Origin of the sequence: Dehalogenimonas formicexedens (assembly GCF_001953175.1) — a bacterium.
In the GTDB taxonomy this organism is placed as follows: domain Bacteria; phylum Chloroflexota; class Dehalococcoidia; order Dehalococcoidales; family Dehalococcoidaceae; genus Dehalogenimonas; species Dehalogenimonas formicexedens.
In genome coordinates this window covers 958,714-974,495 of record NZ_CP018258.1, presented here as the reverse complement: position 1 = coordinate 974,495, position 15,782 = coordinate 958,714, and the positions used below count along the sequence as shown (strand labels likewise).

At 53.9% G+C, this 15,782-nt stretch carries 15 protein-coding genes, 1 tRNA gene and 2 other annotated features; of the genes, 12 read left to right on the top strand and 4 right to left on the bottom strand.

Going from position 1 to position 15,782, the window contains the following annotated elements; genetic code table 11:
* Positions 1-103: 103 nt before the first annotated feature.
* The 3 genes from Dform_RS11570 to Dform_RS05180 form a co-directional block, all read right to left on the bottom strand.
* Complete coding sequence (locus Dform_RS11570; protein WP_145925533.1) at positions 104-475, bottom strand: hypothetical protein; 372 nt, start codon at positions 473-475, stop codon at positions 104-106.
* A 556-nt stretch (positions 476-1,031) separates the two neighbouring features.
* On the bottom strand, positions 1,032-3,383 hold the full coding sequence (locus Dform_RS05185) for an endonuclease MutS2 (RefSeq protein ID WP_076004063.1): 2,352 nt from the start codon (positions 3,381-3,383) through the stop codon (positions 1,032-1,034).
* A gap of 82 nt (positions 3,384-3,465) precedes the next feature.
* Positions 3,466-3,542, bottom strand: a tRNA-Asp gene (locus Dform_RS05180).
* A gap of 54 nt (positions 3,543-3,596) precedes the next feature.
* Between Dform_RS05180 and rpsF the strand changes: the two genes are divergently transcribed.
* The 10 genes from rpsF to ileS all read left to right on the top strand — a co-directional run bounded on the left by rpsF (position 3,597) and on the right by ileS (position 11,719).
* Complete coding sequence (rpsF, locus tag Dform_RS05175; protein ID WP_083635364.1) at positions 3,597-4,022, top strand: 30S ribosomal protein S6; 426 nt, start codon at positions 3,597-3,599, stop codon at positions 4,020-4,022.
* A 29-nt stretch (positions 4,023-4,051) separates the two neighbouring features.
* On the top strand, positions 4,052-4,456 hold the full coding sequence (locus tag Dform_RS05170) for a single-stranded DNA-binding protein (RefSeq protein WP_076004062.1): 405 nt from the start codon (positions 4,052-4,054) through the stop codon (positions 4,454-4,456).
* Positions 4,457-4,495: 39 nt separating this feature from the next.
* The gene (gene rpsR / locus Dform_RS05165) at positions 4,496-4,933 is read left to right on the top strand and encodes a 30S ribosomal protein S18 (RefSeq protein ID WP_076004061.1); all 438 of its coding nucleotides are present in this window, start codon (positions 4,496-4,498) and stop codon (positions 4,931-4,933) included.
* 29 nt (positions 4,934-4,962) lie between these two features.
* On the top strand, positions 4,963-5,103 hold the full coding sequence (gene rpmH, locus Dform_RS05160) for a 50S ribosomal protein L34 (protein ID WP_076004060.1): 141 nt from the start codon (positions 4,963-4,965) through the stop codon (positions 5,101-5,103).
* Positions 5,103-5,495, top strand: a complete 393-nt coding sequence (gene rnpA, locus Dform_RS05155) for a ribonuclease P protein component (RefSeq protein WP_083635363.1) — start codon at positions 5,103-5,105, stop codon at positions 5,493-5,495. Before rpmH ends, rnpA begins: the two co-directional genes overlap by 1 nt.
* Positions 5,476-5,694, top strand: coding sequence for a membrane protein insertion efficiency factor YidD (gene yidD, locus Dform_RS05150; RefSeq protein ID WP_076004059.1), 219 nt, complete (start codon positions 5,476-5,478; stop codon positions 5,692-5,694). Before rnpA ends, yidD begins: the two co-directional genes overlap by 20 nt.
* Before the next feature lie 20 nt (positions 5,695-5,714).
* A complete protein-coding gene (locus tag Dform_RS05145; protein ID WP_158513470.1) occupies positions 5,715-6,782 on the top strand; it encodes an outer membrane protein assembly factor BamB family protein in 1,068 nt (355 codons plus the stop codon).
* Between the two features lie 12 nt (positions 6,783-6,794).
* Positions 6,795-7,748, top strand: a complete 954-nt coding sequence (locus Dform_RS05140; protein WP_076004057.1) for a YidC/Oxa1 family membrane protein insertase — start codon at positions 6,795-6,797, stop codon at positions 7,746-7,748.
* Positions 7,636-8,325, top strand: a complete 690-nt coding sequence (jag, locus tag Dform_RS05135; RefSeq protein ID WP_076004056.1) for an RNA-binding cell elongation regulator Jag/EloR — start codon at positions 7,636-7,638, stop codon at positions 8,323-8,325. Before Dform_RS05140 ends, jag begins: the two co-directional genes overlap by 113 nt.
* A gap of 83 nt (positions 8,326-8,408) precedes the next feature.
* Positions 8,409-8,648: a binding site (T-box leader), on the top strand.
* 35 nt (positions 8,649-8,683) lie between these two features.
* Positions 8,684-11,719: an isoleucine--tRNA ligase gene (gene ileS, locus Dform_RS05130; protein ID WP_076004055.1), complete on the top strand. Its 3,036-nt coding sequence runs from the start codon at positions 8,684-8,686 to the stop codon at positions 11,717-11,719.
* Between the two features lie 70 nt (positions 11,720-11,789).
* Here the strand turns inward: ileS and Dform_RS05125 are convergent, their stop codons facing one another.
* Entirely contained in the window at positions 11,790-13,154 is a 1,365-nt protein-coding gene (locus Dform_RS05125; protein ID WP_076004054.1) for a TrpB-like pyridoxal phosphate-dependent enzyme, read from the bottom strand.
* Positions 13,155-13,263: 109 nt separating this feature from the next.
* Positions 13,264-13,515, bottom strand: a binding site (T-box leader).
* Positions 13,516-13,638: 123 nt separating this feature from the next.
* Here Dform_RS05125 and Dform_RS05120 point away from each other — a divergent pair.
* Positions 13,639-15,162 carry a class I adenylate-forming enzyme family protein gene (locus Dform_RS05120; RefSeq protein ID WP_076004053.1) on the top strand — a complete coding sequence of 508 codons (1,524 nt, stop codon included), beginning with the start codon at positions 13,639-13,641 and terminating at the stop codon, positions 15,160-15,162.
* A gap of 26 nt (positions 15,163-15,188) precedes the next feature.
* Complete coding sequence (locus Dform_RS05115) at positions 15,189-15,782, top strand: P-loop nucleotide/nucleoside kinase family protein (RefSeq protein ID WP_076004052.1); 594 nt, start codon at positions 15,189-15,191, stop codon at positions 15,780-15,782.

The following is a 15,782-nucleotide window of genomic DNA, read 5'->3' as shown; positions in this document are numbered from 1 at the left end:
GGCGCCGCATCATGGTAACAGTTACAGAAATCATTGTCGACAATCTACATAACATTGTAACTTCAACGCCGAAATTTATCAATTGGGCGCGTCTAAATGCCTATTATGAAACGAGGGTTCCATCCCTGAAACGCCTTGCAGTATAAATTCCAACGGTTCCCATTTCAATCCAGGCCAGCAACAGCAAGCTGCCAGAAACAGAGGCTTCAGAATTAGTGATAATGTCGGAAGTGGCGGTGAAACCAGATTTGCCGCCGTCCGGCGCATGGAGTATCCCTGATCCCAAATGCCCCGGGGTCTGGGGCACGCTCTGCCACTCGGTGTGTCCATCCGGAAAGGTCGTGTACGCCCATCCCCTGGCGTCGTTATGGTTGCGCAGCAAAGCTATTCCAGCAGCGGATACGGTAACAACAGCCACGACCGCCATTAACACGGCGAGAACGTTGCCCATCCCGGAAACGACGCTGCGATTCATTGATGTTCCAACAGCCATAAACAACAGAATTATTGAGGGAACAAACAAGAAACCTATAAACGAAAAACTGATGAACAGGGAAGGCAAGGCGATTACAACGGCAGGAAGAAGAATCACCCACCTCGTTCCAGCGGGAAGACTGGTAGAAAATAGAGCAGCCAGGTACGGGGTTGCCAGAACCAGGGTGAAGACTACGTTACCAAAAAGCTCCTCATTAAAACCCATCGAATTAAAGGGGATGAGGAGCCAAAGGATTCATTGAAAATCCGAAAGCTGCTAAGGCCCACGGCGACAACGAGCCCGATAATGCCTCCGAGAACCTCTGGTCTGACGACCACATTGGCTCGTTTTTCCATGGGCTTTCCAAATCGTTACTAATGTGGTTGTTTGCTCGAGTGTGATCCGATTACCCTCGAGCGAGGAAGTTTGGAAGTTGAATCGATCGAAATTATCTTGGTGAGCTTCCCTAAAGCCATTATAGGTCAGTTTAGAATAAGCGCAAGCCGCGTCGCCATGATGACGGCTCTTTAGGAGCGTCTTTCGTTTGCCCCTCGTCCTATTTCAAACGCAAAACGGTCGCTCCGTCACCGCCCTGATCTCGCGGCGCAGAATGGAAAGAGGCTACAAGAGGATGTTTAGCAGCTATTTCGCGGACGATGGAGCGCACCGCGCCGGTGCCGAAGCCGTGGATTATCCGCACCTCCGGGAGATTGGCAGTGGCGGCCTCGTTCAGGTATTCATCCAGCAGAGGTTCTATGTCATCGGCGCGCTTGCCGCGGAGATCAAGTTCCAGGCCAACGTACTTGCCGGCGGAACGAACGCTGATTTTGGGCGCCGGGACATTTGCCGGGGCACCTCCGGTTTTTGAAAGACCTTCTCGTCCGAGTATGAATCGCAGAGGGCCTGATGAAACTTCAAATTGCCCCGTCTTCTGGTTGATGCCGGTCACAACGGCCTCAATTTCGGCTTCCTTGAGCCAAACCCGATCGCCTAGCGAAATGGGTGCATCCTCTTTCGAGGCCACGGACGCCTGGGTTTTCAAGACCCCTTGTCTCAAACGTTCTCGTACCAAATCGGATACTTCCCTGGCGTTGGCAATCGCCGCCTGAGATTTTTCCCGTTCGAGAGCTGAACGGGCAAGCTTCATGTCTTTCTGCAGCGCGGCGACCTCTTCGACGACGGAATCGCGGGCCTGCTGCAGGATCGCCTGTCTTTGTTCCCTGAGATTTTTCAACTCAGTCAGAAGGGTTTTATTTTGCGCCTGCAGGCTGTCTTTCTGGCGCGATACCATTTTATTCAGGTCTTCAAGGCGTTTCTTGTCCGCCTGAAGTTCGGTCAGCAGGTCATCAAGTTGCCGGGCGCCTTCAGCCAAAAGCGCTTTTGCGTTATCGATGACATCGGACGGCACCCCGAACCTGGCGGCAGTGGCGATGGCGTTCGAACCGCCGGGCATGCCCAGCGTCAGGTGATAGGTAGGAGTCAGCGTCATTGGATCGAAATCGAAAGAGGCATTCTGCAGGCCAGGAGTAACGTGGGCAAACACTTTCAGCTCAGTGTAGTGCGAGGTCGCCGCCGCAAGCACATTTTTAGTTTTAAGATGCTGCAGTATCGCGCGGGCCAGGGCTGAGCCTTCCTGCGGATCGGTGCTGGCGCCCAGCTCGTCGAGGACCACCAGGCTCGTACCCTGGATATGGGTTAGAATCCGGGCGATATTGCTCATGTGACCGGAAAACGTCGAGAGCGCAGCCTGAACGCTCTGCTCGTCGCCGATGTCTGCGAATACTCCATGAAAAAGAGGCAGCCTGGTCTTTTCCGAAGCGGGTATGGGCAGCCCTGCCTGGGTCATCAAGCACATCAAGGCAATAGTTTTCAGGGCGACCGTCTTGCCGCCGGTGTTCGGGCCGGTGATGACCAGGATTGAATAATCCCTGCCCAATTCGAGTGACAGGGGCACGGCTGACGCGCCAAGTAACGGATGGCGGGCTTCATCCAGCTTAATGAACGGAGGATCGGATGGCGTCGGTTCATATATGAGCGCCTCATGGGCTTTGTGCCGAATGGCATAGTGACCTTTGGCGAAGGCAAAATCTATGCGCGCGGCGGCGTCCAGGCTGGATTCTATCGAGTTGGCAACGGAACCGACCGATTCCGAAAGTTCTGAGAGTATCCGCTCGATCTCCCTGACTTCCTCGATCTCCAATTCTTTGAATTCGTTTCCCAGTTCCAATGTGGCGAACGGCTCAACGAAGACGGTGGCGCCGGAATTAGAAACGTCATGGACGATACCCTTGATTTCACCTTTGTATTCCGCCTTGACGGCGATGGAAAACCGGCCTTCGCGCTCGGTGACGATCGGCTCCTGGATATAACGGCGAGTGGCGTCCGAATGAATATAGTTTTGAAGCCTGTCGACTACTTCAGCCCGTTTTCCCCTGAGCCTTTCTCTGATACCGGCTAGTTTGTCCGAGGCATCAGGCAACAATTCCCCCTCAGGAGATACGGCTCTGTTGATCGACTTCTCAAGATGCCCGAAAACACCGATTTCGGAGCTGATTGCGCTTAGTAGAGGCATGCTTTCGGTAAATTCAACGAGTTTCGATTTCAGCCTTTTGAGAATCCCCAGGGATCGGCCGATTTCGGACAGGGTTTTCGGTTCAAGGATGCGTCCTCGAGCGGCCGAGAGAGACTCCTGGGAGACATCTATAAGGCCATGAACCGAGAAATTGGGTTCGAGTTCGATAAATCTTCGAGCTTCGGCGGATTCTTCGAGCCTGGCTTTGATCGGGTCAATATCGTTGTATGGCTCGAGAGCGAGCGCGAGTTCACGCGAAAGGGAAAAGGCGCAGTATCCGGCAATGATGTCGCGTACCCTGGGAAACTCCAGAAGAGACAGATCTTTTTCGAGCATGGTTCAATATTGTAGCACGGGGATGTTTTACATAAAAGACGATTGCGAAGCCCGCAAGGGAGAGAACCGAGGAAATTAAGAGTGGCGACCCCGATGGGATTCGAACCCACGATCTCCACCGTGACAGGGTGGCATGTTAGACCGCTACACCACGGGGCCGCGCGAAAAGAGAGTGTATCAATATCAGGTGATTTGTGTCAACCGCCGTAAGTATTGTTTGACGATATTCCTTGTGCTATAATACCCGAGTCTTTCAAAAGTACGATTGTTTTTAGGGAGGATACTTCCATCGCTGTCAAAGAAAAACAAACCAAAGCGGTAACCGAGTTGCTGGCAAGCCGCGTCGAACCGGTCCGCAATTATGAGCTCGTCATCATTTTCCGCCCGGAGTTGACCAAGGAAAAGGTCGATGCGGGCGTTGAGCATGTCACCAAAACGGTGAAAGAACGCGGTGGCAATATTACCTCCGTTGAGCCCTGGGGCAAGCGCAAATTAGCGTATCCGATCAAGCACCAGGCGGAGGGTATTTACAATCTGATCAAGTTCACCGCCGGTTCCCAGGTCACCAAGAAGCTCAACGCGGATCTGCGCATCTCTGAAGACGTCTTGCGCCATTTGATAGTCAAGATCGAAGATTAACCTTCGATCAGACCCGTTAGGAGAGTATCGTGGCCAGTTTGAACAAGGTAATGATCATCGGCAATGTCGGCGGCGATCCGGAGATGCGTTTCACGCCCTCCGGGCATCCGGTGACTTCCTTCAGCGTGGCTACTAACCGGACGATAAATACCCAGGGCGCTGAACCCAAGAAAGAAACCGAATGGTTCAACGTGGTCGCCTGGGAAAAACTGGCGGAACAGTGCAACCAGTTCCTCGCCAAGGGCCGCCTGGTATACGTTGAGGGCAGGCTTCAGACCCGGTCCTGGGACGGCCAAGATGGCCAGAAACATTACAAAACCGAGGTTATCGCCAACAGGGTGATGCCGCTTGATAAGCGGCAAGCCGCTGCCGGTGAAGCCGCCTCCGGCTCTGATGCCGCCGGCGACATCTCGCCGGACGATATCCCATTTTAATTTCGTATATAAGATCATTTATACAGGAGAAACGAAAAGTTGGTAACTTCACGAGATCAGGGCACCAGGCCGCAGGGACGTCCCGCGGGGCGGTTCGGAGGACGCGGCCGCTTTCAGCAAAGGCGTAAAGTGTGCGCCTTCTGCGCCGATAAGAACATCGTTATCGATTATAAAGACACGGCGCGCCTATCGCGCTACATCTCCGAGAGGGCCAAGATCGATCCGAGGAGAAGGAGCGGGACCTGCGCGAGGCACCAGCGCAAACTCGCCGAAGCTATTAAGCAGGCCCGGATTATCGCGCTTTTGCCGTTTGTACCCGAGCACATCCGAAAGGGCGGCACTTTTTGGACGATGAGCCCTTCGGTGCCGAAAGCCCCGGAAGCTCCGGTTGAGGCAAAAACCGCAGCTGTTGAGGTTAAACCTGAGACCTCAACCGTACCTGCCGCGCCGGCTGCAGAAGCTACTCCGGCGACCTAAATTTTCGAATTACCTAGTGAGGATTTATCGTGCCCAAGAGGACTTATCAACCTAAAAAGATCCCGCGCAAACGCGAACATGGATTTCTGGCCCGCATGTCCACCAGGGGCGGACGAGACGTACTAAAGTCTCGCCGGGCCAAGGGCCGCAAACGGTTAACCGTAGTTTAATGCAGGCTTGCCCTCCGGATGCAATTGACGGAGGATATATTCAGCGAGAACGTCGACTTCGGCGAAGGGAAGATTTCCAGCGGGTGCTGGCCACCGGGCGCAGCCGGGCTGACAATTACCTGGTATTGAAATTGGCCGAAGGCACCGCCGGACTGAGCCGTATTGGATTGGTGACCAGCAAGAAGGTCGGCGGGGCTGTCGAGAGGAATCTGGTCAGGCGCCGGCTGAGAGGAATCCTGGGACCATTAAAACTGAAACCCGGAGCCGACCTGGTCTTTATCGCCCGATCTTCCGCGGCCAGGGCGCCATACTCGATCCTTGAAAGCAGTGTAAAAAGCCTGCTTAAACGAGCCGGACTGGTAATGGCTGAAAATGAAGAAACTGGCTCTTAATCTAATCAGGTTATATCAAAATACCCTTTCGCGGAGCATGCCGCCTTCATGCCGTTTTCGACCGTCCTGCTCCCAATATACGTTTGAAGCCATCGAGCGGTTCGGGATTATCAGGGGTATATGGTTGGGGATCAAGCGTTTGGCCCGTTGCCACCCGCTGAATAAAGGCGGCTACGATCCCGTTCCCGATCATCTATAAAGGAGAACGCTTTGCGAAAATTGCGTAAAGTATCCATATTGCTGATATTGGTGGTTGTCTTAGCCACCGTAATTACCGGTTGCTCCGGGGCGCGTAACCGCCCGCTGGGGTGGAGCGGGGTTACGGTGTCGGGCAACAACCTATACTTCGGAACGCACAGCGGTACGCTGTTTTCACTCAACAAAGACACGGGCACCGTGCAGTGGCAGCTCAGTCTCGAAGGCGCTCAAGGCGTTTACGGGGCTCCCTTGGTTTCGGGTGACACGATATATGTCACTACCTACGGCGGCCGCGTTTTTGCCGTCAATACCAGCGGCGTGTTGAAATGGACGTCGCCGACTACGCAGGAATCCAAGTCGCCTGATGCGATAATCAGCGGATTGGCTTACAGCAACGGGAACCTCTATTACGGCAGCACCGATAAAAACGTATATGCGCTCAACGCGGAAACCGGCCAGCAGGTCTGGAAGTTCGCCACCGGCGATAAAATCTGGGCGTCGCCCGTTGTCGACAACGGCATCGTCTATATCGGATCCTTCGATAATTCTTTTTATGCCCTTTCGGCCGATGACGGCCATCAGATCTGGAAATTCGATGCAGCCGGAGTTTTCAACGCTTCTCCGGTGATCTCCGGCAACAATCTTATCGTCGGTTCGTTGGACCGCAATATCTATGCGCTGGATATAAACAACGGACAGGTAGTTTGGCGGTTCGAAGGTCAAAAATGGTTCTGGGCGGACGCCATTGTTGTGGGGAACAACGTTTATGCCCCGAATACCGACGGCAAAGTTTACGTACTGAACGCCTCCACCGGCGATCAGGTAGCCTCTCTTGACCTCGGAAGTTCGATCGCTTCGTCGCCGGCGCTTGCCGCCGACCAGGTGGTGGTCTCGACCGAGACAGGCAAGGTGAGTACCATCGCCACGTCATCCAATCAGCAAAAGCAGATCAGCGATCTCCAGACCACCGTTCGGGCTCCGATCACGGCGGACGGGGATATCGTCTATCTTCACAGTCAGACCAACGAGACAATCTATGCGCTCAATGCGGTCGCCGGGACTGCGCTCTGGCAATATCGCGTTCAATAAAGGGGAAATTGCGTGAGTATCGGTGATATCTGGAATGTAATCATCCTGGACCCGCTGATCAACGGGATGGTCTGGCTGTCAAGCATCCTGTTTCATAATTTCGGGTTAACGGTTATCGTCCTTACCGCCGTCATCTTTGGTTTGATGTATCCCCTGACCATCAAACAGATGAAAGCGGCCAAGGCGATGCAGGTGCTGCAGCCCAAGCTGCAGGCGCTACAGAAGAAATACGCCAAGGACCGGCAACGCCTCGCTCAGGAGCAGATGGCTCTGATGCGGGAATCCGGGACCAGCGCCACAGGCTGTCTTGTGCCCACGTTGATACAGTTCCCGATATGGCTGGCTTTGTATCAGGCCATCGTCAGGGTTCTGGCTGTCACCCCGGAGGACTTCCTCAATCTTTCTGGTCATCTTTATAACTGGCAGGTAGTCTATAACGTTCTGCCCCTGAGCAGTAAATTTCTCTGGATAGACCTCGCCAATCCGGATTACGTCCTCGCCCTGCTTGTTGGCGTTGCCATGTTCATTCAGCAGAAGATGACCACGCCGCCGGCGACCGATCCGAAAGTTGCCGCTCAAAGCCAATTGATGCTCTTCATGATGCCGGCGATGTTCGTTTTCATCTCGATTACCTTCCCCGCCGGCCTGGCGCTTTACTGGTTGACCTCCAGCATACTCAGGGTCGTGGTGCAATTTGCCGCCACCGGTCCGGGGGAACTCAAACCGTGGCTTCAGGGCATCGTGGCCCGGTTCGGACAGAAACCGTCATATCAATCCAGGGTGACAAAAGCCGAAAAATCACCTGCTCAACCCGCCCCCAAAATTGTTGTTGAACAGGCCGAGGAGATAGTCAATGAAGGAAGTAGAAGCAACAGGGCGGACGGTGGAGGAAGCAATCAACCGCGCCCTGGCCAAACTAAAGGTCAGCCGGGACGAGGCGGAGATAGACGTCGTAAGCGAAGGTAGCCAGGGGTCGTTCGCCATGGGAACTGGCGAAGCCAAAGTAATCGCCCGCGTCGAGGAACAGCCCTTTACCGGGATCGGAACAAGGGCCGCTGATGCCATAGAGGTAACCAGCCAGGTGATCCAGGATCTCGTCGACCGCATGGATCTGGATGCCGGGGTTGAATACCTTCCGGACGCCATGGTGACCGAAGACAGCGGAAACGAATCCGGAATGGTTTTCGATATCCTTGGCGATGACCTGGGTCTTTTGATCGGCCGCCACGGCCAGACGCTCGCCAATTTCCAGTACCTGGTCCGGATACTGGTGGCGCAGAAAGTCGGCGATTTCCTGCCTATAGTGGTTGACGTCAATGGTTACCGGCAACGCCGCTTCAAAGCTCTGGAGGTTTTAGCCCGGCGCACCGCTGAACAGGTCAGGCGACGCCATATGCCTTTCGCCCTGGATCCCATGCCTGCCTTCGAGAGGCGCATCATCCACCTCGTGTTAGCCAACGATCCCGATGTCGCCACCCAGAGCGTCGGTGTCGGCGATGAACGCAAAGTAGTCGTCGTTCCCAGGGATGAGTCCTTCAAATAACAAACGGTAAAACCGAGGCTTTCAGGCCTCGGTTTCTTTTATTATACAGTTGCCATAACGTTGGCCGCTGTGTTATCCTTCCTCTAACAGCGTTGACGGAGACGAGTAAGCTGCGTAAATCCCCAAGCGAGCCTGGTACGGTGCGAGCAGGCGGGAAAAAGCCGGCTGAAAATCACTCCTGAGCTTTCAGATGAACGCCGATAGCGGCAAGTAATCACGGACGGCAGCCGGCCGTTATCCCGGCAGGGCATGGTGGTGCCCGAAAAAGCGCCCCGAGATATCGGGGAAATAGGGTGGTACCGCGGGTATTTCCCGTCCCTTACAGTGGACGGGAATTTTGTTTTTATAAGGGGATACTATGTTTCAACCTGTAAGCAGCCGGGTGAGTTTCCCGGAAGTGGAAGAAAGAATACTCAAGCTCTGGGCGGAGAAGAATATCTTCAAACGCTCGATCGAGAACCGGCGAGGCGGCGAAAGATTTACGCTTTATGAAGGACCGCCGACTGCTAACGGCAAACCGGGCATCCATCATGTCTTGTCCCGGGTATTTAAAGATATCATCCCCCGTTACAAGGTGATGAAAGGTTTTTACGCTCCCCGCATCGGCGGATGGGACACCCACGGCTTACCCGTGGAACTCGAGGTCGAAAAATCCCTCGGCTTCAAAAGCAAAACCGATATCGAGCGCTACGGAATTGCCGAGTTCAACAAGAAATGCCGGGAGAGTGTATTCAAGTACGTCGAAGATTGGAACAAACTGACCGAGCGCATAGGTTACTGGGTCGATCTCGACCACGCCTACATCACCATGAACAACAGCTACATCGAAACCGGGTGGTGGGTGGTAAAACAGCTTTGGGACAAGGGACTCGTTTACCAGGGGCACAAGGTCACCCCCCATTGCCCCCGGTGCGGAACGTCGCTCTCGTCGCACGAGGTAGCGCTTGGCTATGAAGAACACACTGAGGATCCGTCGGTATACATAAAGTTCAAGATTGAATCTCAAACACTGACCGGCGTTATGGCTGCATTCAGGGACAAACCTCTTTTCCTTTTAGCCTGGACAACTACGCCCTGGACGCTTCCAGCCAATACGGCGCTCGCGGTTTGCGGGAGTGCTGAATACAGCGTTCTGGATCTGGGTGAAGAGTACCTGGTACTGGCCTCGGCGCGGCTGGAACCCAACGGATTGCAGGCCGCCCACGAGGTCGGCAGGGTAAATGGCGATAGCCTGTTAAAGCTTAAATACCGGCCTTTATTTGATCCGTTTGAGTTCGGTGTTCCCGTGAACCGTTTGAGTGAAGCCGGGATAGTGCCCGTCGAAACAACCTCTTTGCTGTACCCGGTTATCGCTACTGATTACGTCTCGATGGAAGACGGCACCGGCATCGTCCACACCGCCCCGGCCTACGGAGAAGTCGATTACGAGTCCGGAAAGAAGTACGGGTTGTACTTCATCCATCACGTCGATCTCCAGGGAAAAATTACCGGGTCGTATCCTGGTTCCGGCAAATTTGTAAAGGCGGCTGATCCACTGATCACCCATGCCCTGAAAGAACACGGCCTGGTGCACAAGGCTGAAAAGATACACCATACCTATCCCTTCTGCTGGCGCTGCGGCACGCCGCTTCTTTACTTTGCCAAGCAAAGCTGGTACATCCGGACAACGGCGTGCAAGGCCGAACTTATCGAAGGCAACGAAAAGATCAACTGGTATCCCGAGCACATCAAGCGGGGGCGCTTCGGCGACTGGCTCCAAAACAACGTTGATTGGGCTTTCTCCCGTGAAAGATACTGGGGAACCCCGGTTCCCGTTTGGAAATGTGAATCCTGCCAGGCTACCGATTGCATCGGTGGGATGAATGATCTGAAAGCCAAACCGGGGTTTTCGGGATTCCAAGAACCGCTCGACTTGCACCGGCCTTATGTGGATGACCTGACCTACGATTGCCCGCAATGCGGCGGGAAGATGAAGCGGGTCACCGATGTCATCGACTGCTGGTTTGATTCCGGTGCGATGCCTGTAGCCCAGTACCATTACCCCTTTGAAGCGGACAGTCTGCAGATTTTCGATGACGGGCGGTTCCCTGCCGACTACATCTGCGAAGGCATCGATCAAACGCGCGGCTGGTTCTATAGCCTCCATGCCCTGGCGACATTGTTGTTTGATCGACCCAGTTTTAAGAACTGCATCTCGCTCGGCCTTATCCTGGATGAGAAAGGCGAGAAGATGAGTAAGACGCGGGGCAACGTGGTGCTTCCCGAAACTGTCATCTCTAAACACGGCGCCGATGCCGTCCGGTGGTACCTGTTCACCGCTTCGCCGGCGGGCAATACCCGCCGCTTTTCTGAAAAGCTGGTAGGCGAGGTTACCCGCGCCTTCATGTCCACGCTCTGGAACACTTACTCGTTTTTCATCCTTTATGCCAACATCGATAACTACAAGCCTGGCAACGAAAAGTATGATGTTGCCTCGGAACTGGACCGCTGGATCATCTCCGAGCTTAACCAGCTGATTTTGGAAGTCACGGCTGATCTTGAAAATTACGACCCGGTTTCAGCCGGGCGCTCTATTGAGGCATTTGTCGACTACCTCTCAAACTGGTATGTTCGCAGATCGAGGCGGCGGTTCTGGAAGAGCGAGTCCGATGCCGACAAATTGTCAGCCTACAATGCCTTGTACGAGTGCCTGGTAAAACTGGCCAAACTCCTTGCGCCGTTCATGCCCTTTGTCGCTGAGGAAATGTATCAGAACCTGGTGGTATCGATAGACGGGAATGCTCCGGATTCGGTGCACCTTTGTGATTACCCTGAAACGGACGAGACGAAAATCGACTCTGAATTGTCAGCCTCCGTCCGTCTGGCGATGAAAGTGTCGAGCGTAGGCAGAGCCGCCCGCGCCCAGGCCGCGATCAAGGTTCGGCAGCCCATAGCCGAAGCTATGGTGGCGGGTTTGGCGCCTTCGGAGCAGGCGAACCTTTTAAAGCTGGCCGATTCGATAATCGAAGAGCTCAATGTAAAGAAATTAGGCTTCATCGCCGACGCGGCTTCGTTACCAACTGATGCCTACTCGCTGGTGTCAGAAGGTCCAGTCACCGTCGCCATAGACAAACGCCTGAGCAAGGAACTGGCCGACGAGGGCTTGGTGAGGGAGATCACCCATCGACTACAGGGATTGAGGCGGACGGCCAATTTCGAGATCGCCGATAGCATCATCGTCTACTATGAAACCGATGATCATACCGAAGCGGTAATCGCGAATTGGGCGGATTACATCAAAAAGGAAACCCTGGCGAAAGAACTGGTCAAGGGTATGCCGGATAACTCACTGATCACCGCTGAAAGCTTCAAACTTGAAGGGCATGAGATCAAACTGGGAGTGAAAAAAGCCTGAAAAGATAGATATGATTTAAAAAGAACGGGGGCGTCTTAATCGCCCCCGTTCTTTCGTTTACCTGGGTGTTTTATCTGAGAATGCATTGCGGCAGGTCTTTTAGGGCTTCTTTGACCATCTCGGCCGGATACTCGAAATCGGCTAATTTACCCGATAGGTAGGCGTCATAAGCAGCCATATCGAAGTGGCCGTGACCCGAGTGGTTGAACAGGATCACCTTCTTCTCTCCCGATTCGCGGCACTTGATGGCTTCGTCGATAGCGGCACGGATGGCATGGTTGGTCTCCGGCGCGCTGATAAAGCCCTCGGTCCGGGCGAACTGGATCCCGGCTTCGAAGGTGGGCAGCTGCGGAACAGCCTTGGCCTCGATGAGCCCTGACTTATAAAGATGGCTGACAATGGGAGCCATACCATGGTAGCGCAGACCACCGGCGTGCACCGGCGGGGGCATGAACTTGCGGCCGAGAGTGAACATCTTGGCGATCGGCGCCATTCCGGCGACATCGCCGTAATCGAAAGCGAAGGTACCCTTGGTAAGAGAGGGACAACTCGAAGGCTCGACGGCCATGATACGGGTCTTCTTGCCCGCAGTGAGGTTCTGATGGACGAAGGGCAGAGCCATGCCGCCGAAGTTGGAGCCGCCGCCGACGCAACCGATGACGACATCCGGGTATTCGCCGGCCATTTCCATCTGTTTCAACGACTCAAGACCGATCACTGTCTGGTGCATGAGGACATGGTTCAGGACGCTTCCCAACGCATAGTGGCTATCCGCGCGCGGGGCGGCATCTTCAACTGCTTCCGAAATCGCAAGTCCAAGGCTGCCGGGATTATTGGGATCTTCGGCGAGGGCGGCGCGGCCTGATTCGGTGTCCGGGCTGGGGCTGGGCACGCACTGAGCGCCCCAGGTCTCCATCATCATGCGGCGGTAAGGTTTCTGCTGGTAGCTCACCTTCACCATGTAGACTTTGAGATCAATGCCGAACTGGCTGCAGGCAAAGGCCATAGAGGAACCCCACTGACCGGCGCCGGTCTCAGTGGTTAGTCGCTTGATTCCTTCTTTCTTGTTGTAATATGCCTGCGGGACAGCGGTGTTCGGCTTGTGGCTGCCGGCTGGAGAAGAGCCCTCGTATTTGTAGAATATCTTGGCGGGTGTTTGAAGTGCTTTCTCCAAGCGGTGAGCTCTATACAGTGTCGTCGGTCTCCAACTTCGGTAGATGTCGATAACAGCACCAGGGACGTCGATATAACGCTCTTTTGAAACTTCCTGCATGATGAGTTCCATCGGGAAAAGGGGCGCCAAATCGGCGGGTCCAAGAGGCTCCTTTGTCCCCGGATGCAGGTAGGGGGCGAGAGGGGTAGGCAGGTCAGCCTGGATGTTGTACCAGGCGGTGGGCATTTCCTTTTCATTCAAAAGAAACTTTGTACGATCCATAGTTGTTTCTCCTTTCAATTCGTCTTTTAAGAGTCACTCAGGCGTCAACCAGTGTCCTTCAAAGCATTTTGGTGCACCTCCCGAGGGCAACAAAAAGCCCTCTGCCTTATTAAGGGGCAGAGGGCTCTGCGGTGCCACCCTTTTTAGCTTCGCCACACGGCAGGAGCTATCTCATTACGGATACGCCATCATTTGATGGTATATATCCTGGGATTATAACGCATCCCTCGCGGCTGCTCCTATTTTCTTTCGGGCAGCGGCTCCCGGGTCCATTCAATTCCCGCTCAGGCGCCGGCTTTCACCTTTTCCGGCTCTCTGGGGCCTGGCTGAGGAACTTACTATTCCCGCTCACAGCCTTTGATATTGATTTGGCGCCAATATAGACCAATTGAAATTGCCTGTCAAGTATTAATACTTTGGTATTAAGTTTGGCATTGACTGCCGGATTTGATAGACTTCTGCTCGACGAACATGTCGAGGCAATATGAATTTAGTTGAATTTATAGCCGGGGCGGCGGATAAGTACCAGGACCGAACGGCCTTTCAAATGGGCGACAGATGCCTTTCGTTTCGGGATCTGGACAAACTCTCCAACGGATTAGCCAGGAATTTGATTGAGACAGGGTTAAAACCCGGCGAGCGGGTCGCTTTGCTGCTGGAGAACAATCCTGACTTCGCGGTCTGTTATTTTGCTATTATCAAAGCCGGGGCACTGGCCATACCGCTGGATACCAAGTATAAAATACTCGAAATCAAAGCGGTTTTCGATGACTGTGAGCCTTCGATGGTGATTGCCGAGGGGGCCATCTTGAAAACCCTCGGCGGAGAATTTTCACGTTTCGAGTTTTTGAAACACATTATTAGTAGCGTTGAAACTCCTGGCATGAACTACACAGTTTTAGGTAGTCTCCTTGACGCTGCGGACTCCCCGCCGCCGGTTGAAAAATATCTCGAATTGGCTCACATCGCCTACACCTCCGGTCCCACCCTGAGGCCCCACGGCGCCGAGATTACCCAGGAACACCTTATCGAAGCGGCAGCAGGGTCTGCGGCTGGTTTTGGTCAGACAGATCAGGATACGGTCATTCTGTTTGCCCTGCCTCTGCACCACACCATCGGCATCGCGGTTATCATGATGACCTCGCTTTTCGCCGGCAGCCGGGTGGTTATTGTCTGCGGCGTATCCATGGATGCGGCTTTATGCGCCGTTGAGAAAGAACGCGCCACCATGTTCCACGGTGTGCCTTTTATCCATGCCATGATCGTTAAGCACATCAAAGACAACGGGCTCAAATACAATTTAAGCACACTGCGTTTCTGCGGCAGCGCCGGGGCTCCGATACCTGTAAAGGTGATCACTGATTTTGAAGAATTGACTGGGAAAAACCTGGTGCAGTACTACGGTCTGACCGAGTCCACCAGCCACGTCACTTGCCAGGACGTAACAAAAAGCGGACGGAGCGGCGGGGTGGGCAAAGCGATTCCCGGATTTGCAGTCCGGGTCGTGACCGAAGACGGCATCGACGCCGCGGCGGGAGAAGCCGGCGAAGTCATTATCAAGGGACCGATAATGCGCGCTTATCACAACCTGCCCGGCCTGACGGAAGAGTTCATCCGGTCAGGCTGGCTATATACCGACGACATCGGTGTCATCGACGGTCAAGGCGAACTGTTCATCAAAGGCGTCAAGAAACCGATGCTGATCACCAAGGGGCAGAATATCTATTTTTCCGATATTTCCGACTTACTGCTGACCCATCCTGCGGTAGCTGATGCCGCCGCTTCAGGAATCCTGGATCCCGATGGCATGAGGGGTGAGGTTGTGCTTGCCGTTATCAAGCTGAAAATCGGCGCGGCAATGACCGAACAGGAGGTCAAGAAATTCTTCCTCGAAAAACTTGCCAACTATAAATGCCCCAAAAAAGTTGTTTTCGTCAATGATATCCCCAGGAAGGCAAAGGGCGAACTGGATACCTTCGGTTTGCTAGACAGACCTGTTCAGGTTTGATAAGCCCTCAGCGTATAATAGCTTCGATGAGGGATGAGCAGTTACTGGCCCGGGACGCAACCCGGCTCCGTAAGGCTGTTAACACCAAAGCCGGTTCGCGGACCGATCATCCGGCCTTGATCGTTTTTGTCGGCTTACCGGGCAGCGGTAAAAGTTATCTTGCCTCCCGCCTGATCGAAAAAGTCTCAGCCGTGGTTCTTGAAAGTGACTTCCTCCGTAAAATCCTGGTCAGGCGGCCGATATACACCCAATTCGAGAGTTTTCGGCTCTTTCATGCTATCCATAAATTGATAAGAGAGATCCTCAAAGAAAAACACAATGTGATTCTCGACGCGACGAATCTGAGCGAGGATTCGCGGCGACCTCTGTACAACATCGCGAAGGAAACAGGCGCAAAACTTATTATCATCCACCTGAACACCCCCAGGGAGGTGGCAGAGGAACGTTTGCTGGGGCGGCAGTTTAGGCGCGACGGCTATTCGGACGCGGATTGGACTGTTTATCAGAAATTGGAGCCTGCTTTTGAACCTATTCGGGAACCGCATTTCGAGGTCAAAGGCATTATGGACATTTCCCCCGTTATTGATAAAATAGTCGCTGAAATTAACAGTAATTTATAA

Bases quoted from the DNA above. Each gene is read 5' to 3' on its own strand.
- Dform_RS11570 (WP_145925533.1), bottom strand. From the start codon at position 475: ATGAATCGCAGCGTCGTTTCCGGGATGGGCAACGTTCTCGCCGTGTTA.
- Dform_RS05185 (WP_076004063.1), bottom strand. From the start codon at position 3,383: ATGCTCGAAAAAGATCTGTCTCTTCTGGAGTTTCCCAGGGTACGCGAC.
- Dform_RS05115 (WP_076004052.1), top strand. From the start codon at position 15,189: ATGAGGGATGAGCAGTTACTGGCCCGGGACGCAACCCGGCTCCGTAAG.
- Dform_RS05120 (WP_076004053.1), top strand. From the start codon at position 13,639: ATGAATTTAGTTGAATTTATAGCCGGGGCGGCGGATAAGTACCAGGAC.
- yidD (WP_076004059.1), top strand. From the start codon at position 5,476: ATGAAGAAACTGGCTCTTAATCTAATCAGGTTATATCAAAATACCCTT.
- rnpA (WP_083635363.1), top strand. From the start codon at position 5,103: ATGCAGGCTTGCCCTCCGGATGCAATTGACGGAGGATATATTCAGCGA.
- ileS (WP_076004055.1), top strand. From the start codon at position 8,684: ATGTTTCAACCTGTAAGCAGCCGGGTGAGTTTCCCGGAAGTGGAAGAA.
- jag (WP_076004056.1), top strand. From the start codon at position 7,636: ATGAAGGAAGTAGAAGCAACAGGGCGGACGGTGGAGGAAGCAATCAAC.
- Dform_RS05125 (WP_076004054.1), bottom strand. From the start codon at position 13,154: ATGGATCGTACAAAGTTTCTTTTGAATGAAAAGGAAATGCCCACCGCC.